The sequence below is a fragment of the Bradyrhizobium sp. USDA 4541 genome (assembly GCF_024171085.1).
GTDB classification, from domain to species: Bacteria; Pseudomonadota; Alphaproteobacteria; order Rhizobiales; family Xanthobacteraceae; genus Bradyrhizobium; species Bradyrhizobium australafricanum.
Map to the genome: position 1 here is coordinate 3453851 of NZ_JALJZF010000001.1, position 22128 is coordinate 3475978.

Annotated in this window: 20 protein-coding genes; 7 read left to right on the forward strand and 13 right to left on the reverse strand. The window is 65.5% G+C overall.

Going from position 1 to position 22128, the window contains the following annotated elements:
• Positions 1-166 precede the first annotated feature (166 nt).
• On the forward strand, positions 167-733 hold the full coding sequence (locus J2R80_RS16220; protein WP_245311669.1) for a c-type cytochrome: 567 nt from the start codon (positions 167-169) through the stop codon (positions 731-733).
• A gap of 115 nt (positions 734-848) precedes the next feature.
• On the opposite strand, the gene J2R80_RS16225 is transcribed toward J2R80_RS16220, so the two are convergent.
• Positions 849-1763, reverse strand: coding sequence for an ankyrin repeat domain-containing protein (locus J2R80_RS16225; protein ID WP_253638873.1), 915 nt, complete (start codon positions 1761-1763; stop codon positions 849-851).
• Between the two features lie 222 nt (positions 1764-1985).
• Here J2R80_RS16225 and J2R80_RS16230 point away from each other — a divergent pair, with 222 nt between their 5' ends.
• Positions 1986-3407 (forward strand): amidase, encoded by a 1422-nt coding sequence (locus tag J2R80_RS16230; protein ID WP_076830648.1) that lies wholly within the window; start codon positions 1986-1988, stop codon positions 3405-3407.
• Positions 3408-3441: 34 nt separating this feature from the next.
• On the opposite strand, the gene bla is transcribed toward J2R80_RS16230, so the two are convergent.
• A complete protein-coding gene (bla, locus tag J2R80_RS16235; protein WP_233475349.1) occupies positions 3442-4341 on the reverse strand; it encodes a class A beta-lactamase in 900 nt (299 codons plus the stop codon).
• A gap of 100 nt (positions 4342-4441) precedes the next feature.
• On the opposite strand from bla, the gene J2R80_RS16240 reads away from it, so the two are divergent.
• On the forward strand, positions 4442-5404 hold the full coding sequence (locus tag J2R80_RS16240) for a LysR family transcriptional regulator (protein WP_253638874.1): 963 nt from the start codon (positions 4442-4444) through the stop codon (positions 5402-5404).
• Between the two features lie 188 nt (positions 5405-5592).
• On the opposite strand, the gene J2R80_RS16245 is transcribed toward J2R80_RS16240, so the two are convergent.
• The 7 genes from J2R80_RS16245 to J2R80_RS16275 form a co-directional block, all read right to left on the reverse strand.
• Entirely contained in the window at positions 5593-6561 is a 969-nt protein-coding gene (locus tag J2R80_RS16245; protein WP_076830657.1) for an ABC transporter ATP-binding protein, read from the reverse strand.
• Entirely contained in the window at positions 6558-7538 is a 981-nt protein-coding gene (locus J2R80_RS16250) for an ABC transporter ATP-binding protein (RefSeq protein WP_141340051.1), read from the reverse strand. The genes J2R80_RS16245 and J2R80_RS16250 overlap by 4 nt, the downstream gene beginning before the upstream one ends.
• Entirely contained in the window at positions 7535-8452 is a 918-nt protein-coding gene (locus J2R80_RS16255; RefSeq protein ID WP_028334911.1) for an ABC transporter permease, read from the reverse strand. The genes J2R80_RS16250 and J2R80_RS16255 overlap by 4 nt, the downstream gene beginning before the upstream one ends.
• Positions 8418-9374 (reverse strand): ABC transporter permease, encoded by a 957-nt coding sequence (locus J2R80_RS16260; RefSeq protein WP_076830660.1) that lies wholly within the window; start codon positions 9372-9374, stop codon positions 8418-8420. Before J2R80_RS16260 ends, J2R80_RS16255 begins: the two co-directional genes overlap by 35 nt.
• A gap of 280 nt (positions 9375-9654) precedes the next feature.
• Positions 9655-11445 (reverse strand): peptide ABC transporter substrate-binding protein, encoded by a 1791-nt coding sequence (locus tag J2R80_RS16265; protein WP_168855780.1) that lies wholly within the window; start codon positions 11443-11445, stop codon positions 9655-9657.
• A gap of 446 nt (positions 11446-11891) precedes the next feature.
• A complete protein-coding gene (locus tag J2R80_RS16270; RefSeq protein ID WP_057019239.1) occupies positions 11892-13310 on the reverse strand; it encodes a M20 family metallopeptidase in 1419 nt (472 codons plus the stop codon).
• Positions 13311-13529: 219 nt separating this feature from the next.
• Positions 13530-14624 (reverse strand): mandelate racemase/muconate lactonizing enzyme family protein, encoded by a 1095-nt coding sequence (locus tag J2R80_RS16275; RefSeq protein WP_253638875.1) that lies wholly within the window; start codon positions 14622-14624, stop codon positions 13530-13532.
• 349 nt (positions 14625-14973) lie between these two features.
• Here J2R80_RS16275 and J2R80_RS16280 point away from each other — a divergent pair, with 349 nt between their 5' ends.
• Positions 14974-15324, forward strand: a complete 351-nt coding sequence (locus J2R80_RS16280) for a hypothetical protein (RefSeq protein WP_057019241.1) — start codon at positions 14974-14976, stop codon at positions 15322-15324.
• Between the two features lie 192 nt (positions 15325-15516).
• On the opposite strand, the gene J2R80_RS16285 is transcribed toward J2R80_RS16280, so the two are convergent.
• The 4 genes from J2R80_RS16285 to J2R80_RS16300 all read right to left on the reverse strand — a co-directional run bounded on the left by J2R80_RS16285 (position 15517) and on the right by J2R80_RS16300 (position 18436).
• Positions 15517-15678, reverse strand: coding sequence for a hypothetical protein (locus J2R80_RS16285; protein ID WP_253638876.1), 162 nt, complete (start codon positions 15676-15678; stop codon positions 15517-15519).
• A gap of 397 nt (positions 15679-16075) precedes the next feature.
• Complete coding sequence (locus tag J2R80_RS16290; RefSeq protein ID WP_057019243.1) at positions 16076-16447, reverse strand: response regulator transcription factor; 372 nt, start codon at positions 16445-16447, stop codon at positions 16076-16078.
• Complete coding sequence (locus J2R80_RS16295; RefSeq protein WP_253625652.1) at positions 16444-17310, reverse strand: S1C family serine protease; 867 nt, start codon at positions 17308-17310, stop codon at positions 16444-16446. The genes J2R80_RS16290 and J2R80_RS16295 overlap by 4 nt, the downstream gene beginning before the upstream one ends.
• A 97-nt stretch (positions 17311-17407) precedes the next feature.
• A complete protein-coding gene (locus J2R80_RS16300; RefSeq protein ID WP_253638877.1) occupies positions 17408-18436 on the reverse strand; it encodes an AraC family transcriptional regulator in 1029 nt (342 codons plus the stop codon).
• 263 nt (positions 18437-18699) lie between these two features.
• Between J2R80_RS16300 and J2R80_RS16305 the strand changes: the two genes are divergently transcribed.
• From J2R80_RS16305 to J2R80_RS16315, 3 genes are all read left to right on the forward strand, one after another.
• Positions 18700-19149, forward strand: coding sequence for a cupin domain-containing protein (locus J2R80_RS16305; protein ID WP_057019245.1), 450 nt, complete (start codon positions 18700-18702; stop codon positions 19147-19149).
• 121 nt (positions 19150-19270) lie between these two features.
• Positions 19271-20764, forward strand: coding sequence for an NAD(P)/FAD-dependent oxidoreductase (locus tag J2R80_RS16310; protein ID WP_253638878.1), 1494 nt, complete (start codon positions 19271-19273; stop codon positions 20762-20764).
• Between the two features lie 158 nt (positions 20765-20922).
• A complete protein-coding gene (locus J2R80_RS16315) occupies positions 20923-22086 on the forward strand; it encodes an IS4 family transposase (RefSeq protein ID WP_253637922.1) in 1164 nt (387 codons plus the stop codon).
• Positions 22087-22128: the final 42 nt, after the last annotated feature.

Below are 22128 nucleotides of genomic sequence, written 5' to 3' on the forward strand. Positions count from 1 at the left end.
TAAAAGGTCCAGCCACGTCATTGCGAGCGAAGCGAAGCAATCCATTGTGCCGCGTTTGTGGAAGCATGGATTGCTTCGTCGCTCCAGCGCAAAATTGCTTTGCAATTTTGTCGCGAGCTCCTCGCAATGACGGAGGTGGACCGATACTGCGCCTCAGGATGAGCCAATGTTCGGTAAATTGATGATTTGCGGCGTCGCGCTGTTGCTGATGGCGGCGCAGGCGCGCGCAGAGACGATTGAAGAAAAAGTACAGGTCTGCGCCGGCTGCCATGGCGAGAACGGCAAGCCCGTCGACAAGACCATTCCGACGATCTGGGGCCAGCAGGCCGGTTATCTCTACATCCAGCTGCGCGATTTCAAGCGCGGTGATCGCAAGAACGAGATCATGCAGCCGATCGCGGCGCAGTTCGAGCGCGACGATATGCTGGCGATCGCGGAATATTTTTCGCAGAAGCCGTGGCCTGACCTCGGCCAGCCGCGCGCGCCCAAGGACGTGGCGGAGAAGGCGGTCAGCGCCAGCCGCTCGGTCGGTTGCCCGGCTTGCCATCTCGATCGCTTCCAGGGCGACGGCACGGTGCCGCGGCTTGCCGGCATGGGACGGGATTATCTCGCCAAGACCATCGCCGATTTCCGCACCCGTGCGCGCGGCAACAATCCCGGCATGTCCGACCTGATGCTGGCAACGTCGCCCGACGACCTTGCCGCATTGGTGGACTATCTGGCGGGGCTGTGAGCGGCGGGCACTCGTCATGCCCGGGCTTGTCCCGGGCATCCGCGTCTTGATATCCAGGCAAAAGAAGACGTGGATGGCCGGGACAAGCCCGGCCATGACGTCCGAGCAAGTCGCCTCAGCGCGGCGTCAGCTCTTCGCGCAGCACTGAGAGGATGGTGAGATCGGCGGCGTGCTTGCCGGCCTTGTCGGCCAGCGCAGGGTCGGCGCCGTGCGCCAGCAGTGTCCTGGCAATCGCCGGATGATTGCCTTCGGCGGCGATCATCAGCGCGGTGCGGCCGCGCGCATCGCGGGCGTCGACCTTGGCGCCGCCTTCCAGCAGGTACGAGACGACCTCCAGTGCTTGCGCCTCCGGCACGGTCTCGTCAGGGCCGGCGGCCCACATCAGGAGCGTCAGATCGTTGGCGTAGCGCGCGTTGATGTCGATCTCGTGCGCGAGCAGCTGCTTGACGATGCCGAGTTGGCCGCCCGCCGCGGCGTAGACGACCGGCGGCTTGCCGGTGTCGTCTGCCTTGCGGCCGTCGGCGCCGTGCGCCAGCAGCATGCGCACCACCATGTCCCTGCCGGCATAGGCGGCGGCCGCGACCGGGGAGGCGCCGCTACGTCCGGTGAGATTGACGTCGGCGCCGCGGTCGATCAGGCGCTGCACGATCGCGACATGGCCGCGCTCGGCGGCAAAATACAGCGCGGTCGATCCCGCGAGGTTGCGTGCATCGACCGGCGCGCCGCGTGCCAGCAGCAGGTCGACCATGGCAAGATGGCCGGAGCGGGCGGCGTGGCTCAGCGGCCTTGCGCCCAGCCGGTCCCGCGCGTCGACCGAGGCGCCGTGATCGAGCAGCTCGGTGGCAAGGTTGATGCAATCGGCATTGGCGGCCGCAAATAGCGACAGCGAGATCTCGATCGCGCTGAGCTGGGCCTTGTCGGTTTCGTATTTGCGGATCAGCTCGCGGCATCGCGCCGGATCGAGCGCCGCGAGGCTGCCGTGCACGCTGCCGGCAACGATCAGCGCGGCGAGGGCGATGCGGCGATACAAGGCGTGGTCCTCCGTCATGCTGACAGCAGCGCCATTCGGTCGAGCGTCGCATGATCCTCCGTCGCTGCCAAGCCGCGCGGCCGGGAAGGGCCCGCCGCGCCGGCAGGCCATGCGCCGTCGCGGCTCCGTGGCCTTTCGCCATGCGTCCGAGCCGATGGACTTGCCGCTTGCAGCGCGGCACGATGCGGGCGTCGACCCTATCTGACGCGAGTCCTTGCCCAAATGAGCGACGATCTGTGTCTGCTGTCTGCCGTTGAGCTTCGTGGGCGCATCGCCCGCAAGGAGGTTTCGCCTGTCGAGGTTACGCGCGCGGTGCTCGCCCGTGCCGAGCGGCTGCAACCCGAATTGAACTGCTTCATCACGCTGTGCGGTGACGCGGCGATGGCGCAGGCGAAAGCTGCCGAGCGGCAAATCACGGCTGGCGAGCCGGCCGGTCTGCTCCACGGCATCCCCTTCACCGTGAAGGACATCGTCAACACCAAAGACGTCCGGACGACCTTCGGCGCGGTGCCGTACCGGGACAACGTGCCCGACAATGACGCCGTCGCGGTGGCCCGCCTCCGTGCCCAGGGCGGCATATTGATCGGCAAGACCACGACGCCGGAGTTCGGCAGCAAGTGCCTGACCGACTCGCCGCTGTTCGGGCGGACCCGCAATGCATGGAGTGCCGAGCGGTCCAGTGGCGGCTCCAGCGGCGGCGCGGCGGTGGCCGTCGCGAGCGGCATCGCGCCGCTGGCGGTTGCGACCGATGGCGGCGGCTCCACCCGGATTCCCGCCGCCTGCAACGGTGTGGTCGGAATCAAGCAGAGCAACGGGGTGATCCCGCATAGCCAGGTGCAGGACGCTTTCGGCAACCAGACCTATGTCACGCCGACCACGCGCACCGTTGCGGATACGGCGCTGATGATGCAGGCGATGGCGGGAGAGGATCCGTCGGACCCCTGGTCGATCGGGGTGCCGGTGCCTGACTATCTCGGGCTTGCCGCCCCGCGCGGCGACCTCAAGGGCCGGCGGGTGCTGTTCTGCGTGTCGCCGCCGCGGCGTCCGGTCACGTCCGATGTGGCTGACGCGTTCAAGGCAAGCCTCGACCGTCTGGCGAGCCTCGGCGCCGAGCTCGAAGAGTTTTCCGGCGACGGCTTTGACATCGAGCCGATCTGGCGTGCGATCAATCACACCGTCTGGCGCACCCGCTTCGAGAAGCTCGCGGCCGATCATCCGGATGATCTCAGCGCAACCTTCCTGAAGCAGCTCGCGCTGGCGGCCCAGGTCAGCGGTGTCGACTACCAGCGGGCGATGTTCGAGCGCACCGCGCTCTTCCGCCGGGTGCAGTCGCTGTTCGCGCGCGGCGATCTCCTGGCGATGCCGACCTTGACCCGGTCGGCGCTGCCGATCGACCAGGACCTGTTCGGCACGATCGAGATCGACGGCCGGAGTTTCGACAGCGTGCGGCCGCACTGGTTTCCCTGGACCATGCTGTTCAACATGACCGGGCATCCCGCCGTCAGCATCCCCGCAGGTTTCGGCCGCGACGGCCTGCCGATCGGACTGCACCTGGTCGGCCGCTTCCGGGCCGATGCCGAACTATTGCGCGTTGCAGCGTTGTTCGAGGCGGCGAGCGACTTGCTTGGTCGCTGGCCGGCCTGATGTTGTCGGCGCCGCCGGTCGCGGCGTCGCCGGTTTAGCCGGTCTGCCCGGTGCTCGCATTGGCGACGGCGCGCGCGACATTGGCGATCACCTCGTTGCACTTCTCGATGGGAGCACTTGCCCCGGTCAGGTAAGCCGTCACCACGATTGGCTTGCGGCCGGGCGGCCAGAACACGCCGATGTCGTTGTAGGTGCCGCGCTCGCCGGTGCCGGTCTTGTCGGCAACCCGCCAGTCGCGGGGCACGCCGGCACGCAGCCTTGCGTCGCCGGTTTTGTTGGCGACCATCCAGTCCACCAGCTTCTGGCGCGAGACGGTCTGCAGAACGTCGCCGAGCACCACGCGCTGCAAATCCTTCAGCATCGCGACAGGACTCGTGGTGTCGCGCTGGTCGCCGGGCACGGCTTCGTTCAGCTCCACCTCCCAGCGGTCGAGCCGGCTGACATTGTCGCCGATGGTGCGGAAGAAGCTGGTAAAGCCGGCGGGCCCGCCGATCTCCCGCAGCAGCAGGTTGGCGGCGGTGTTGTCGCTGAGCGTGATGGCGGCCGCGCAGAGTTCGGACAGAGTCATGGCCGATCCGACGTGCGCCTTGGTGACCGGCGCGTAGGCCAAGATATCCTTGGCCTCGATTTGCACGCGCTGATCGAGGCTGGATTCGCCGCGGTCGACCCGGTGCAGCACCGCGGCCGAGGCCAACGCCTTGAAGGTGCTGCACATCGGGAACCGCTCGTCGCCGCGCCGGCTCGCGCGCAATCCCGTCTCCATGTCGAGCGCGGCGACGCCGAGCCGGCCGCTGGTTGCCAGCTCGATGCGCGCAAACTCCTGCTGCAGCCGCTGCGCCGGCTCGCCTGGTCCTGCCGCTGCGCCTTGCCGCGGCAAAGTGCAGGACACCGCAAGGCCCAGCGCGCGCAATCCAAATGTCCGTCTCGTCAGCATGTCGAATCTCCCGTTGGCGGCGCCAACCTGCCGGGCGGCGTGACGGCGCACAAACAATCATTTATACAGCGAGACATGAGGAAAACTTGGTCATGACGCCGTGCGCCGGCATCTCCCGCTGAACGCGCTGCGCGCCTTCGAGGCCTCCGCGCGGCTGCTCAGCTTCACCCGCGCCGGGCTGGAGCTGCGCGTGACGCAGACCGCGATCAGCCATCAGGTCAAGCAGCTCGAGGATCTCCTGGGCACGAGCCTGTTCCGCCGCCTGCCGCGCGGGCTGGTGCTCACCGACGAGGGGCTGGCGCTGCTGCCGGTGCTGTCAGACGCGCTCGACCGGATCGGCGCCGCGATCGACCGCATCGAGGCCAAGGGCACGCGCGAGGTCGTGACCGTCGGCTGCGTCACGACGTTTGCGACCGGATGGCTCTTGCAAAGGGTCGACCGCTTCAAGCGCGCGCATCCCTATATCGATTTGCGTCTGCTCACCAACAACAACCGCGTCGACATCGCAGGCGACGGGCTCGATCTCGCGCTGCGCTTCGGCGACGGCTCGTGGCACGGCACCGAGGCGATCCATCTGTTGTCCGCACCGCTCTCGCCGGTGTGCTGCCCCGACGCGGCGGACCGGCTGCGCAAGCCGTCCGATCTCGCGCAGGAATTCCTGCTGCGGTCCTACCGCGCCGAGGAATGGCCGCTATGGTTTGCGGTCGCCGGCGCGCCGTGTCCGAAAATCCAGGGGCCGATCTTCGACAGTTCGGTCGCGATGGCCGAGGCCGCCGCGCGCGGCGTCGGCGTCGGGCTGGTGCCGATCGCGATGTTCGAAAATGAGCTGGTCTCCGGCCGGCTGCTGCGTCCGTTCGCGGCCGAGGTCCCGGCGGGATCCTATTGGCTGACCTGGCTGAAGTCGCGCGAGGTGACGCCGGGCATGCGCGCGTTTCGCGACTGGCTGCTCGAGACGCTGCGGACGGAGGTGAATGAGGTGGAGGACGCCGTCGCGCCCTCACCGCGGCGGAAGATCAAGACAAAGGCCGGACCGAAGCCACGGACCAACACCAAGCGGCGTTAACGTCTGACGACGTGACTTCAACTATCGTCGCCATTATTTCTGAATTATCGAATGATGCCGCTGATTTGCCCGACATGTCAAGTGCCGTGTCGGACGCCCGCAGCCGCCGGCTACTTTGCATGGGGTTGTTTTCGATATTTTAGGCGGTGCGCTCCCGCGCCGGCTGGCTATCGCATCTGGCGCGCGACCTACGCCAGATGGCACGCCACGGAATGCCCGTTCCTGCCTTCCAGCAACTCCGGCGCGCTCTGCCGGCAGCGCTCCTCGGCGATTGGACATCTCGTGTGGAAGTGGCAGCCCTTGGGCGGATTCATCGGGCTCGGCACGTCGCCCTTCAGGCGGATGCGGTCGCGCTTCGCCTTGGGATCCGGCACCGGCACCGCCGAGAGCAGTGCCTTGGTGTATGGGTGCTGCGGGTTGCAGTAGAGATCGCTGGCCTTGGCGAGCTCGACGATGCGGCCGAGATACATCACCGCGACCCGGTCGGAGATGTGCTCCACGACCGAGAGATCGTGGGCGACGAACAGATAGGTGAGGTTCAGCTCGGCCTGCAGATCCTCGAGCAGGTTGATGACCTGGGCCTGGATCGAGACGTCGAGCGCGGAGACCGGCTCGTCGCACACGATCAGCTTCGGCTCCAGCGTCAGCGCGCGGGCGATCGCGATGCGCTGGCGCTGGCCGCCGGAGAATTCGTGCGGGTAGCGGCGCATGTGCTCGGCCTTCAGCCCGACCTTGACCAGGAGGCTCGCGACGCGGTCCTCGCGCTCGCTGGCCGAGCTCACGAGGTTATGGATGATGAAGGGCTCGCCGAGGATCGCGCCGACCGTCATGCGCGGATTGAGCGAGGCGAACGGGTCCTGGAACACCAGCTGCATGTTGCGCCGCATGGCGCGCAGGTCGCCGCCGCCGAGGCCGGTGACGCTCCGGCCGTCGAACACGACCTCGCCCGAGGTCGGCTCGATCAGGCGCAGCACGCAGCGGCCGGTGGTCGACTTGCCGCAGCCGGATTCGCCGACGAGGCCGAGCGTCTCGCCGCGGTTGACCGAGAACGACACGCCGTCGACCGCATAGACCTGGCCGACCTCGCGCGAGAGCAGGCCGCCCAGCACCGGAAAATGCTTCTTCAGATTGGAAACGCGCAGCAGCGGCTCGGTCATGACGCGTCTCCGAGGTGGCAGGCCATGCGGTGGCCGGGCGCGATCTCGCGCAGCCGCGGCTCCTTTTCGGTGCAGATGCTCATGGCGTATTTGCAGCGGGCGGCAAAGCGGCAGCCGGGCGGCGGATTGATCAGGATCGGCACCGAGCCGCCGATCGCCTCCAGCCGCGTCTTGTGCGCGGCGTCGAGATCGATGCGCGGGATCGAGCGGATCAGGCCCTGAGTGTAGGGATGGCCGGGATTGCCGAACAGTTCGTCGACCGGCGCCTCCTCCACCACCTTGCCGGCGTACATCACGACGACGCGCTGCGCGGTCTCGGCGACGACGCCCATCGCGTGCGTGATCAGCATCACCGCCATGCCGAAGCGTTCCTTCATGTCCTGCAACAAGTCGAGGATCTGCGCCTGGATGGTGACGTCGAGCGCGGTGGTCGGCTCGTCCGCGATCACGAGCTTGGGACGGCACGCCAGCGCCATCGCGATCATCACGCGCTGGCGCATGCCGCCGGAGAACTGGTGCGGATAATGATGCACGCGGCCCGCGGCGTTGGGGATCTGCACCAGCTTCAGCATCTCGATGGTGCGCTCGAGCGCCTGCTTCTTGGTCACCGCCTCGTGGCGGCGCAGGCTCTCGGCGATCTGCTCGCCGATGGTCAGCACCGGATTGAGCGAGGTCATCGGCTCCTGGAAGATGAAGCCGATCTCCTTGGCCCTGATGTCATCGAGCTGGTGGCTGGTCAGCGGCACCAGGTCGCGGCCCTCGAAGATGATCTCGCCTTCGACGATCTTGCCCGGCGGCATGGCGATCAGCTTCAGGATCGACATCGCGGTGACGGTCTTGCCGCAGCCGGATTCGCCGACCACGCACAGCGTCTCGCCGCGGTTGATGCTGATGTCGACGCCGTCGACCGCCTGCAGGATGCCGTCGTCGGTGGTGAAATGGGTTTTCAGGCCCTTGATGTCGAGCAGCGCCATCAGATCACCTTGCGCGCGTCGAGCGCGTCGCGCAGCCCGTCGCCGATGAAGTTGATGGCGACCACCGCGATGAAGATCGCGCCGCCCGGAAACAGCGCCCAATGCGGGCCGATGTCGAGAAAGTCCTTGGCGTCATAGAGGATGCGGCCCCAGGTCGGCGTATCCGGCGGGAAGCCGAGGCCGAGGAACGACAGCGTCGATTCGGCGATGATGGCGGCGGCGACGTCGATCGTGCCGGCGATGATCACGGGTCCCAGCGCGTTGGGCAGGATGTGGCGCACCACCTGGCGCACCGGACTCGCGCCGAGCGCGCGCGCCGCCTCGACGAATTCCTTCTCGCGCAGCGACAGGAACTGGGCGCGCACCAGGCGCGCGACCGGCATCCAGCGCAAGCCGCCGATCACCAGCACGATCAGGATGAAGATGCCGCCCTCCGGGCCGAACATCGCCTTTAGCCCGTCGCGGAACAGATAGATCAGCATCAACAGCAGCGGCAATTGCGGCAGCGACAGGAACAAGTCGGTCAGCCACATCAGCGCGTAGCCGAGCGCGCCGCGCGACATGCCGGCGAGCGCGCCGATCAGCGTGCCGACGAACACCGAGACCAGCATCGCGGCGAGACCGACCGCGAGCGAGATGCGCCCGCCATAGATCATGCGGGCGAGCAGGTCCTGGCCGAGATCGTCGGTGCCGAACGGGTGCGCCAGCGAGGGGCCCTGCAGGCCAGCCACGACGTCCATGTCGCTGATCGAGACGCGCCAGACGAACGGGCCGATCACGACGGCCGCGATCAGCAGCAGCAGCAGCACGGCGCTGACCACGGCCGGCCGGTGCCGGCGGTAGCGCCGCCAGGTTTCGCGCCAGGGCGAATAGCCGCGCCGCTCAGCGGAAGGAGATGCGAGGGTCAAGCCAGCCATAGAGGACATCTGCGATCAGGTTGAACAGCACCACGAGACACGCGAAGACGAAGGTCACGGCCATCACGACCGGCGTGTCATTGGCGAGGATGGAGGAAATCAGCAGCGAGCCGATGCCGGGAATCCGGAAGATCTGCTCGGTGACGATGGCGCCGCCGAACACGGCAGGCATTTGCAGCGCAATGAGCGTGACGACCGGGATCATCGCGTTGCGCATCACGTGCTTGACGATCACCTTGGCCTGTCCGAGTCCCTTGGCGCGGGCGGTGGTGACATAGTCGAGCCGGATCACGTCGAGCATTGCCGAGCGCACGAAGCGGGTCATCGACGCCGCCTGGAACAGGCCGAGCACCATCACCGGCATGATCGCCTGCCGGATCATCTCCAGCAGCCAGGGAATGCCGCTGCCCGGCACGTCGGTGTAGACGAAGGGCAGCCAGTCCAGCTTCACCGAGAGCACCAGGATGAACAGGATGCCGGTGAAGAAGGTCGGCAGCGAGAAGCCGATGAAGGCGAAGGTGTTGGCGAGCTGGTCGAAGATCGAATACGGCCGGGTGGCGGCATAGACGCCGACCGGGATCGCGATCAACAGCGCCAGCAGCTGCGCCGAGCCGATCACGTAGAGCGTGGTCGGCAGCCGCTGCAGGATCAGCGTGTCGACATTGATCCGGCTGACAAAGGAGAAGCCCCAGTCGCCCTGCGCCATCGCCGCGAGCCAGTGCAGGTAGCGAAGATAGATCGGGTCGTCGAGGCCGAACTTGGCGCGCAACGCGGCCTGTACCTCGGGCGGCACGTTCGGATTGGTCGCGAGCTCGCTGAACGGATCGCCCGGCGCGAGCGCCAGCACGACGAACAGCACGAGCGAGATCCCGAGCAGGCTCGGGATCGCGATCATCAGGCGACGCAGGATATATTGACTCATCGAGAGATCATCTAACTAACGCTCGCACCTTGAGCACGTTGATCTTGCTTCCAGTCGAAAGGCGAGCTTCACCTCGCCCCGCGTGCGGGGAGAGGTCGGAATTCAAGCACGGCTTGAATTCCGGGTGAGGGGGAGTCTCCACGAACTCATCTTTCACGGTGTTTGCTGCGAAAGCCCCTCACCCCAACCCTCCAAGAGCGAGCTCCGCTCGTCTCGACCCCGTAAGAACGGGGAGAGGGAGAAGATGCACCTACTCAAACTCCGAACCTGTCCCCGTGTCTCAGGTTTCACGATACCAGTCTTGCAGATTGTCGGTCTGGTTGGCCCAGCCGGAGAGTGCGGGCCGCACCGTGTTGGAGCAGGCTTCCACTGCGAGGCGGTGCATCACCGGGATCACCACCGTGTCCTGCCACATCAGATCGTTGCACTTGATGTAGAGCTCGGCCCGCTTGATCGGATCGGTCTCGGTATCGGCCGCCTCGATCGCGGCGTCGAAATCCTTGTTGACCCAGCGCGGGAAGTTCTGCCCTTGCCACTTGTTCTCCTTGGTCGCGACATTGCGCGACAGATAGCGGCGCATGTGCAGGCCCGGGTCGGGTTGTGTCATCGGGATCTGGAACATCTCGATGTCGGCGTAGAACTTGGAATAGGTGTCGGGGTTGGCGACGTCGGAGGAGAAGAACACCGAGGCCACCACCGACTTCAGCTCGACGTCGATGCCGGCCTTCTGGCAGGCCTGCTTGACGATCGCCTGGGTCTTCTGCCGCGGGCCGTTGATCGAGGTCTGGTACAGCAGCTTCAGCTTCTTGCCGTCCTTCTCGCGGATGCCGTCGGAGCCGACCTTCCAGCCGGCCTGTTCGAGCAGCGCGCTCGCCTTCTCGACCGAGAACTCCCATCTGGTGTTCTTGGAAACGAACTCCTCGGGGCCGTTGAGATAATTGGCGGTGGCGCGGCCGGCGCGGCCGTAGATCACCTTCTTGACGGAGTCGCGGTCGACCAGCAGCGCCAGCGCCTTGCGCACCGCCGGATCCGACAGGATCGGATGCTTGGTCTTGATCGACGAGCGTTCACCGTCGACCTCGGTGTTCGGGTCGGTGAAGTTGATGGCGATGAATTCGATGTCGCCGCCGACGGCATAGAGCGTCTTGCCCTTGCCGCCCTTTTCCAGCCGCAGCAGCACCTCGTCCTCGACCTGGATGTTCCAGGCGAAATCATATTCGCCGGTCTGGATCACCGCGCGCGCCGCCGACACCGCATCGCCGCCGCCCTTCATTTCGATCGTGTCGAAATAGGGCCGGTTCGGCATGTGGTAATCGGGATTAATTTCGCCGCGCACCAGATCGCCCGGCTTGAACTCGACGAACTTGTAGGGGCTGGTGCCGACCGGCTTCAGATTGTTCGGCGCCTCGCGCGACTTGCTGCCCTTGTACTCCGCGAAGAGATGTTTTGGGATGATGCAGCCATAGGCGCCGACGAACGCATTGGCCCAGAACGGCGTCGGATCCTTGAACTTGATGCGGACCGTGAGGTCGTCGACCTTCTCCACGGTCATGCCGGAATAGGTCCCGCTCGAGACGGCTGCGGTCGCGGGGTCGGTAGCATATTCCCAGTTGAACACGACGTCGTCGGCGGTGAAGGGTTTGCCGTCATGCCATTTGACGCCGGGCTTGAGTTTCCAGACCACCGACATGGCGTCTTTGGAAAGCCCGCCGTTCTGGATCGAGGGGATTTCGGCGGCGAGGATCGGGTTGAGATGGCCGTCGACGTCCCAGCTTGCCAGCGGTTCGTAGAACAGCCGCGAGCCGTCCTGGTCCTTGGTGCCGGTGGCGAAGTGCGGATTGAGCAGGGTGGGGCCCTGCCACCACAACAGCTTCAGCGGACCGCCGCCGCCGCGCTTGGTCGGCTTGTAGGGATTCGGGCTCTGCGCCATCGCGACGCCGCCGATCGCAAGGATCTGGTTGGCCATCGGCGCGGTGAGGCCGACGGCAATCATTCGCTTGACGAAGGCCCGGCGATCCATCCGCCCGTCCTTCACGTCGTCGATCATGCCACGCAGATTCCTGTCGAACATTGTCCCCTCGGTCCGGCTCAATTGGTTATTGCGGCGGGCCGTGGAACCGGCCGCCGTGTTGGCGGCAGGATGGCACACCGAATGACCGCGAAGGTCAACGCCTCCCGCCCTTCAGCGCCTAGGTCTTTTGGCTATCGCTTGTGCAGAACCTCCCCTTGCCGCACACCGGTTCAGCAGATCGGCGCCAAAGCACGCCCTTGCGCGCCTCGCAGTGCGGAAAATTTGTTCGTTATCCTTTGTTCCGAGATGCTTTTTTGCCACGCAGGCCGGAGTTCGCGTCTGAAGCGATCCGTCCACAAACTCGTCATGCCCGGCCTTCTGCCGGGCATCCACGTCTCCGTTTTCGCGTGAGAAAGTCGTGGTTGGCCGGGACAAGCCCGGCCATGACGATGGGGATATGCGATTGCTTGATCCCGGAGAGCAGGTCCGGCCCGCACACGCGGTTCTCAGGCGATCGACATGTCCAACGGCGGTGCAACATTCGCCGGCAGCGGACTGACATAGGGCGTTCTTGTGGTCCGCTTCTTGAGGTCGGCCTTGGCGGCCGCGATCAGCTCCGGCTCCATCAGCGCCTTGACGCCGAGGCCGGCCATCGCCTTGGCGGCCTGCACCATCGCCTTGTGCGCGGCCGGCGTCTTGCCCTGCGCCACAACCTGCCAGGTGTGGAACGGCGTGCCGATTGCAACCGTCGGTGCATGGACCTGCACGGTCGGCACCACCCAGCTGACGTCGCCGACGTCGGTCGAGCCGATCAGCGGATTGCGCTTGGCGTCGATCGGCACCAGGAAGTCGGCGAGCGGCCGGTCGGTCGGCTCCATGCCGATCGCGTAATAGACCGAGGCGATGTCCTTGTCGGTCAGGGTTGCGCGGATCCTGCCGGCGAAATCCTTGTCGGCATCGTCGAAATGCGGCGGGCCGAGCTCTTCCATGATCCGGTGCAGCGTCTGTTCCAGCGGCGTGTTGGGCAGGATGTTGGAGACCGCGGAGATGATCTTCATCTCCACCTTGGTCTCGGTCATCAGCGCCGCGCCCTGCGCGATCTTGTGCACGCGCTCGACCAGCTCGTTCATGCCGGGCAGGTCGCGGGCGCGGATCGAATAGCGCACCCGGGCATGGGCCTGCACCACGTTGGGCGCGATGCCGCCGGTGTCGAGCAGCGCGTAGTGCACCCGCGCGTCGCTCGGCATGTGCTCGCGCATGTAGTTGACGCCGACATTCATCAATTCCACCGCATCGAGCGCGCTGCGGCCAAGATGAGGCGAGGCTGCCGCATGCGAGGTGCGCCCGGTGAAGATGAAATCGGCGCGGGTGTTGGCGAGCGACGGCGTCACCGCCACCTCCCAGAAGCTGTGCGGATGCCAGGTGATGGCGATGTCGGCGTCCTCGAACGCGCCACAGCGCACCATGAAGGCCTTTGCCGCGCCGCCTTCCTCGGCAGGACATCCGTAATATCGCACGCGGCCCGGCACCTTGTTGGCCGCAAGCCAGTCCTTCACCGCGGTCGCGGCGAGCAGCGCGGAGGAGCCGAGCAGATTATGTCCGCAGCCATGGCCGTGGCCGCCGCTCTCGACCGGGCGATGCTCGGCGATTCCGGCCTCCTGGCTGAGACCGGGCAGGGCGTCATACTCGCCGAGGAAGGCAATCACCGGGCCGCCTTCGCCCCATTCGCCCATCACCGCGGTCGGGATGTCGGCGACGTTCTCGGTGATGCGAAAACCCTGATGGCGCAGTTCGGCCAGATGTTCGGCGGATGAGCGCGCCTCGGTGTAGCAGACCTCGGGCATCGCCCAGACCCGGTCGCTCAATTCGATGAAACGCGGCTTGATCGCGTCGACGCCGCGCCAAACATCACTACGGTTGTCCATTTGCTCCGATCCCTTAACGCTAGAGCATGATCCGGAAAAGTGTGAAGCGGTTTTCCGAAAAGATCATGCTCAGACAATGACCCAAAGCGCGATGATTTCATCGCTCTTTGGGCAATCTGAAGCGCGAAACGCTAGCAGCTTGTCGCGACGCCGCCTAGCGCGCGCCGGCAGACCTGCTTTTCCGAATGTCACGTCTTGGTGTGCAGAAATGTTTCTGCGTCAGGCGGCGCTGAGCCGCTCCAGGCCTTTCCAGTCGAAGGCGATGCCGTGCCCCGGGCGATGATCGGGCGCGATCGCCATGCCCTGCTCCAGAACCAGCGGGTGCTCGATATAGCGGTCGAGGCCGAAGCCGTGCGCCTCGAGATACGACCGGTTCGGGCACGCAGCCAGCAGATGCACGGTGATGTCATGCGCGCCATGGCTGGTGACGGGAATATTGAAGGCCTCGGCGAGCCGGGCGATCTTCATGAAGCTGGTAACGCCGCCGCAATTGGTGACGTCGGGCTCGGCATAGGACAGCGCGCCGCCGGCGATATACGGCTTGAACTCCCACAGGCTGCGCAGGTTCTCGCCGGCCGCGATCGGCACGCCGCCGGCCTGCACGATGCGAGCGTGTCCCGCGACGTCGTCCGGAATCGTCGGCTCCTCGATCCAGGTCAGGTCGAAGGGTTGCAGGGCGCGCGCGGCGCGGATCGCTTCTTCGACGGTCCATTTCATGTTGGCGTCGGCCATCAGCGGAAACTCGTCGCCGAGATGGCCGCGCATCGCCTTCACGCGCGCCACGTCGGACGCAAGGCTCGGCCGGCCGACCTTCATCTTGATGGCGCGAAAGCCCTTGGCCAGATTGTCGTCGGTCTGCTTCAGCAAACCATCCAGTGGCAGATCGAGGTCGATGCCGCCGGCATAGCAGGGCACGCGACGGTCGAAGCCGCCGAGCAGCCGCCACAGCGGCAGCGATGCCCGCCGCGCCTTGAGGTCCCACAACGCGATGTCGAGCGCGGACAGCGCCAGCACCGCCGGCCCGCCGCGGCCGCCATAATGCAGCGCCCACCACACCTTGTGCCAAAGCTGCTCGGTGTCGTCGGCCTCCATCCCGCGCACGATCTCGGTGATTTCGCGGCCCAGGATATCGGCGATGGCGCCGCCATTGCGGCCGACCGTGTAGGTGTAGCCGGTGCCTTCGGCGCCGTCGGCATCGCGGGCGCGGATCGTGACGAGCTCGAACGCCTTGATCTCCCCGTGCGTGCTGTCGCTCAGCACCACCGGGAGCGGGATCTTGTAGAATCCGATGCTGAGGTCCTTGAGGATGGCCACGCCGGAACTCCTTGTCATGGGACGACTGCAATGCGTGACACACGATCTCAAAAGCCCCGGCTGCCTGCAACCTTGCGCCTGCGAATGTCTGCCTTGAGCGATCGGCGTGCCTTCGGAGATGCAAAGCATATGACCGCCATGCAGATCGGCGGTCATAACGGACTGGGACCGTGCGGGTGTCGTGGCGACGAGCGATGCCGCGTGCTGGACGTCGACGCTGCGGCTGAGCGGGCTTCGACGCCCGCATTGCGGTCGCATTGGCTCCAATGAATGGCCATGGAAAAATCAGACGTCAGCCAAACTTCGCGCGTAGGTTTTATCGCTTGCTGACCTCGAAAAGGAATCGACCATGCGCAATCTCACAGCATTCGTCACTGTTGCCGCGCTCGTCCTCGGAACGCCCGCCTTGGTGCAAGCGCAAGGCACGCAACCCAATGCGCCGCCGCAGTCATCTGATCAGTCCACCGTCATCCGGAGCATACAGGTCGTCGACATCAAGGACCTCAAGCCCGAGATGCGATCGAAGATCGAGGATGCGATGGCAAAGACCAAGGAAGACGACATCCAGTCGCTTCGGAAGTCGATTGACGCGACACCGCAGGCGGTCTCCGCGCTCAAGGCCAAGGGCCTGACTTCGTCGCAGGTCGTCGCTATCAACATTGCCGATGGCGTGCTGACGATGTTCGCCAAAACAGCCTGACCAGGGTCAGCGAATGTCGGTATCGGTGGTTGGACCTCCCCGCGGCCACCGATGCCAACAACTCCCGCAGCCGGCGCTGCGGGAGTTTTCATTTCTGATAGGCGCGGCCCGTCCAATGGACCCTCACCGGGGAGAGCGATCAGTCAGGCTCGTTGGGCCTGGTACGTTCCGCGCGTTTCAATTCGCGATCGATCAGCGTGCAGACGCGCGCCGCCGCGCCAGCAGGTCGAGCCGCGCGCGCGTGGTGCCTTGCCTGGTCTTGCCGTTGATGTCGAACGACCAGGCCCAGAGGTCGGGTTCGATGTTGGTGAGTGTGTATTGAATGTCCCGATGACGACCGATCAGCTTCTTCATGCCGTTTCTTCTTGTTGGCTGAAGATTGCATAGCCAGATCGTGAAGGCGTCTGTATCCGGTCGAATACTGAGTCGGGTGTCCGCAGGGCGGAATTTTCCAAATCACTGATTTGGGGTCGCTGTGCAGTGGCTGCGTGCAACTGACGAGTGCGCACGAAGATTCGCAGTCGTCCTGGCGAAGGCCAGGACCCATTACCCCAAGTGCGCAATGTTGCGCGACGCTAGGGCCACGATCTCGTTCACTGTCAAATGCGGTGGTTATGGTCCTGGCTTTCGCCAGGACGACAATGACGAGTCCTGCCTGCAACATCCGCCGCAGCGTACGGGTCCCTGCTTTCGCAGGAACGACGGGTGGAGAAATCTCAGCTCAGCGTCACTACAACAGTCATCCCAGCCCTCACAAATTTATCACCCCGCGCCGCGCGGCATGGGCGACGGCGTCGGTGCGGCCGGTGGCGTCGAGCTTGTCGAGCAGCGAGCCGACATGAAACTTGGCGGTGTGGACGGAAATCCCGAGCCGCTGTGCGATCATCTTGTTGGACGCGCCTTCCGCCAGCAGCGCCAGCACGTCGAGCTCGCGCGGCGTCAGCTCGAAGTCGCCGCCCGCGGCCTCGCGGTTGCGTGCGACGACCGCAGCCGTGGCCTGTTCGCCCGGCGCGGCGAGCCGCAGGCCGGCGACGCTGCCGAGCAGGGTCGCCAGCCGGTCGGCGAGGACGGCGTCGTCGACCTCGAGCGCGATGACGATGTCGTTGGCCGGCTCACCGCTCACGTCTCGGGCCTCTCGCCGACTGTCACCTTGAACTTCAGCGGCTCGCCGCCGCGATGCACGGTGAGCTCGACCACCGTGCCGACGCTCTGCGGTCCGAGGCCGCGCGACAGCGCGCGCACGCCGGACAGCTTCTCGCCATTCACGGCAATGATCACGTCGCCTTGCCGGATGCCGGCGGCGGCCGAGGGGCCGGCCTTGTCGACGTTCATCACCATCGCGCCGAGGCCATCGTCGAGCCGGACCGGCTGCAATCCGACGCCAAGATATCCGCGCGCGATGCGGCCGCTCTTCTCGAGCTGGCCTGCGACCCGCTCGATGGTCGTAGCCGGGATCGTCAGCACGCGGCGCGGGCCGAGCACGGCCATGCCGAACGGCTCGCCCGCGGCGTTCAGCGCGAGGCCACCCTGCTGGCTGTGCCGCAGCCGGACGTCGAGCTCGATCCGTGCATCGATTTCGCCGCCGCGCAGGCTGCGCCAGGCCGGGCCGGACAGTGCGACCATGCCGAGCCGCGCGGTCGGCGCGCCGCGGTCGGCGGCGACGATCACCGCGAGCGATCCCAACGCGGGGTTCTCGGTCGAGAGCTTGACGGGGGCAACGTCGCCTTCGACGCGCAGCAGCGCGACGTCGGTGGTGTGGTCGCGTCCGACGACGGTCGCTGGCCTGCGGCTGCCGTCGGCGAACTGGATTTCGATCTCGCCCTCGTCGGCCAGCGCTTCGTCGGCGGTGACGACGAGGCCTACCTTCCAGACAAAGCCGGAGGCGCGCGCGCGATGCGAATGCACGGAGACGATGGCGGGCGCAGCGCGTGCAATGGTCTCCGCAAGGGCAGATGACAGCGATGACAGGATATTCGGTTCGGTCATGGGAAACTCCGTTGGCTTCCCTCAATCTGGGATGTCGCGGCTGACGGCGATACTGGCCGGATGGGCAGGGCGTGGCCGGGCCGCCCGGAACTGCCGCTCAGCTCAGCCGCTGCAGGGTCGCCTTCGGGCTCTCGCCGAACTTGGCGCGGTAGGCGCTCGCCATCCGGCTCAGATGGGTAAAGCCGAGGTCGAATGCAATATCGACGATGCGCTCGCCCGGCCGTGCCGTCTTGAGGCGGGCGTTGAGATGGGCGAGGCGGATGTCGAGCAGCATCTCGGACACGGTGGTGCCGAAGTGACGGCGGAAGCCGAGTTGCAGCGCGCGGATGCCGGTGCCCGCGATCTCCGCGAGCTCGGCGAGGTCCATCGGCTCGGTCGCGCGGCTCTCCAGATAGGCGCGCACGCGTTTCAAGGCGGCCGGCTGGGCCTCGGTGCGGCCGTTGAAGACATCGATCGCCGAACTCAGGCTGTGCCGCTGCTCGTTGAGCAGCACATTGAGAAACGACTCGCGCCAATCGGCCGCCGCGACCGCCGACAAAGCCTTGCGCGGCCCGAGCTGCTCGGCGGCCGTGACAAGCTGCTCGATCTTGGCCGAGAGCGTCTGCCCGAGTGGCCCGCTCAGCGCGACGGCCGGATCGAACTCGACCGGCCTCACCGCCAGGCCGCCAAGCGCCGCGGCGCGATGCTCGACCAGCTTGCGGTCGAGCAGCAAGATCAGCTGAGCGCAGTCGCCGCGCCAGGTCATCTCGGTCGGAATGGTCGGCGACAGCAGCGAGGCCGTGTGCCGTGGTCCGGTGGTGAGCTCGCGCGCGGCGGTCCGCACCGCGGCCGAGCCGGACAGCGGCATCTGCAGCAGGAAGAAGCGGTCGAGGCAGCCGGGATTGATCGCGACCGATCCGCCATAGGCGACATAGTTGACGGAGAAGCCGTCGAAGTCGGCGCAATTGTGATGCGCGGAGAAATCGCTCGCGGAATGATCGACCGGCGTCAGATCGTGCGGACAGAAGATGCGGCCGATCGCTTCCGCCGCGTCATCGACGCGCGCCGTCGCGACGCGTGCGAAATCCTTGAGCCTTGCGCTTGCCGGATTTGCGCTTGCCGAAACCTTCTTGCCAACAGCAGTCACGCCGGCCGTCCGGAGTTGTTTGAGGTCTAAAACATCAGGCAGCCTAGAGCATCCCGCGGCAAAGGGGAACGCCGTTTCGTCGTGCAATCTGCCTGATCGGCGGTCAGGACGATGCGACGGCATTGGGCAGCAGCCGGCCGGCGCAATGCTCCCGCATTGCAGCATGAAGGTGCCGGGTGTGGATTCGTTTATCGGCTAGACAGCCTCACCGGCCGGCGACAGGCTCCGTGCCGGCACTGCGCATCAAAACTGGAGAGGCTGACATGGGCACGCTCGAAAAAGGCATTACCCGAACCGGCACCGGCTACGGCGGCAAGACCTGGAATATCCTGGGCCAAATCTACTATCCGAAGGCGGTCACCGACTCGACCTTCGCGTTCGAAACCAACAGCGATCCCGGCCAGTTCGTGCCGGTGCACATCCACCCGACCCAGGACGAGTTCATCCTGGTGCAGGAAGGCGTGCTCGACCTCAAGCTCGACGGCGTCTGGGTGCAGGCCAAGGCCGGCGACCTCGTGCGCATGCCGCGCGGCATCCCGCACGGCTATTTCAACAAGTCGGACAAGCCGGCGCGGGCGCTGTTCTGGGTGTCGCCGATGCAGAAGCTCGAGGCGCTGTTCGAGAAGCTGCACAATCTGCAGGACCCCGCCGAAGTGGTGCGTATCTCCGCCGAGCACGAGGTGGACTTCCTGCCGCCGGAAGCCAACGACTAGCCCGGCGGTCAAACAGACAATACGCACACGAGGCGGCAATCGCCGGAGCTGGACTCCGGCGATGACGGGGACGCGTGCGCTTAACGAAATTGGACCTGTTCATTCAATTCGGAGCGGTTTCATGGTCAAGCAGAAGCATGTGTGCGTCATCGGCGCCGGCATTTCCGGGCTCGCCGCCGGCAAGGCCTTTGCCGGTCGCGGCCACAAGGTGACCATCATCGAGCGCAGCGGCGATCTCGGCGGCGTTTGGGAGCCGGCGCGCTCCTATCCCGACGTGCAGACCCAGAGCCCGAAGGAGCTCTATCGCTACACCGACAAGGCGATGCCGGAGTCCTATCCGGAATGGCCGAAGGGTCCGCAGGTTCATGCCTACTTGCGCGACTATGCCCGCAGCCACGGGCTCGACGGCGCGATGCGGTTCGACACCAAGGTCGAGACCATGACGCGTCGCACTGACGGCAGGCCCGGCTGGACGCTGGCGCTGCGCTCGACCGACGGCGCCACCGGCCACGAGGATTTCGACTTCGTCGCGGTCTGCACCGGGCAATTCAACGAGCCGCAGGCCCTGCCGCTGGCCGGCGAGGACGGCTTCAAGGCGCAGGGCGGGCAGATCCTGCATTCATCGCAATACGGCGATCCAACGCTTGCCAAGGGCCGCAAGGTGGTGGTGCTCGGCGGCTCCAAATCGGCGACCGACATCGCGGTGAATGCGGTCAATTCCGGCGCCAGCGAAGTCACCATCGTGTTTCGCGAGCCGGTCTGGCGGATTCCCTATTTCGTCGGCGGCCTCGTCAACTTCAAGCGCATCCTCTACATCCGCGCGCAGGAGCAGATGTTTGCCAGCTGGGGCATCGGGCCGATGGCGCGCCTTGCGCATGTCGTGGCAAAGCCGTTCGTGTGGGCGAACTGGCGCGGGCTCGAAAGCATGCTGAAGATGCAGCTCAAGCTGAAGCAATGCGGCATGGTGCCGAAGGAGCGGATCGAGGATGGCGTCAACTGCTCGGTGCCGATCGCAACCCCCGGCTTCTATCCGATGGTCGCCGACGGCCGGATCAAGGCGGTGCGCGGTACCTTCGACCATTACGACGGCAAGACCATCGTGATGAGCGGCGGCCAGCGCGTCGCGGCCGACGTCGCGGTGCTCGCGATCGGCTACAAGCTCGGCGTGCCGTTCCTGCCCGAGGAGTATCAGAGCAAGCTGGTCGAGCCCGACGGGCAGTACCGGCTCTACCGGCTGATCGCCAATCCCGATCTGCCCGACATGGGCTTCGTCGGCTTCAATTCGAGCTTCTGCACCGTGCTGTGCGCCGATCTCGCTGCGAACTGGCTGGTGCGCTACGCCGACGGCCAGCTGGCACGGCAGCCGAGCGCGGCCGAGATGAATAGCAACATCGCGATGATGCTGAACTTCAAGCGCGTCGAGCGTCCGGCAGCGGGCGTCTATGGCGGGCTGTGCGTCGCGCCGTACCACTTCAAGCATTTCGACGAACTGCTGGCGGACATCGGCACCAAGGCGTCGCGCCGCAACCCGCTCGTCGAAAAGTTCACCCCGCCGGACGCCGACGCCTATGCCCGCTTCCTCGCGACTGCGCCAGCATACAGAGCGGTAGCGTAGAGCATCACGGGATTGGGGCGAGCAGCAAGGGCGCTGCGCTCCCTCTCCCCGTTCTTACGCAGGGGTGTCCGGGGAATGATTCACTGTGTCGCGGTGCATGCTCGGCAGGACCGAGGCAAATCGGTCTTTTCTGGTTGTCGAGACACAGAGGGCCGAGCATGCGATATCGCGGTAGCATTTTTGGAAGGCTGCTTGAACCGATCAATCGACGGCAGTTTCAGACGGTTGTGGATCGTCTGGACGGGGATGCCTACGACAAGTCGTTCAGGAGCTGGGATCATCTGGTGGCGCTGATCTATGCCCAGCTTAGCGGCAACAGCAGTCTGCGCGGGGTGGTGACTGGCTTCAACGCCAATTCGCAGCATCACTATCACTTGGGAACCGGCAAGCTGTCGCGCTCGACGTTGTCCGATGCCAATGCCCGCCGTCCGATCGGCATTTTCGCGCAAACCTTTGCGGCGCTGTCGGCGATGGCGCGTCGCCAGCTGCGGAGTGAAGGCATGGAGATGGTGCGTCTGATCGACGCCAGTCCGATCCCGCTCGGCAAGGTCTGCAGTTGGGCGACGTGGAACGGCCGCATCCGCGGCATGAAGCTGCATGTCGTCTACGACCCAAGGAGCGATGTCCCGACCTGCGTCGAGATGACGGCCGCGAACGTCAATGACATCGAGATCGGCCGACAGACCCCAATCCAGCCCGCCACCACCTATGTGTTTGACAAGGGCTATTGCCGTTTCGACTGGTGGCAGAAGATCAATGATAGCAAGGCTTTCTTCGTTACCCGGGCGAAGACGAGCATCCGTCTTCGCTCGCTCAGGCATCGCGCCATCCGCAAGCGTAACGGGGATGGCTTCGAAATCCTTGCCGATGACGAGGTGAAGCTCACCAGCAAGGGCGATTCGCGCCTTCCAATCCCGCTCCGCCGCATCAAGATCAGACGCGAGAAAGGCGGCAAGATCACACTCCTGACCAACGACCTTGCCCGTAGCGCCGTCGAGATCGCCGCCCTCTACAAGAGCCGATGGCAAATCGAGCTGCTGTTCCGCTGGATCAAGCAGCATCTCGATATTCGCAAGTTCCTCGGCGTCAACGACAACGCGATCCGCCTTCAGGTGCTCGCTGCGATGATTGCCTACCTGCTGCTGCGCATCGCCGCTCACACCAACTGCATCAAAATGCTCCCGCTCAGGTTCGCCGAACTCGTCGGCCAGCTCCTGCTCACGCGTCGATCCCTCGCTGCCATCGACAAACCTCCGCCCATCAACCCCAGCCGTCGGAAATCAACCATCTCACCTGACCAGATGGAGCTCCGCTATGCCTGAATTTCCCCGGACACCCCTGCGTTCTTACGGGGAGAGGGTTGG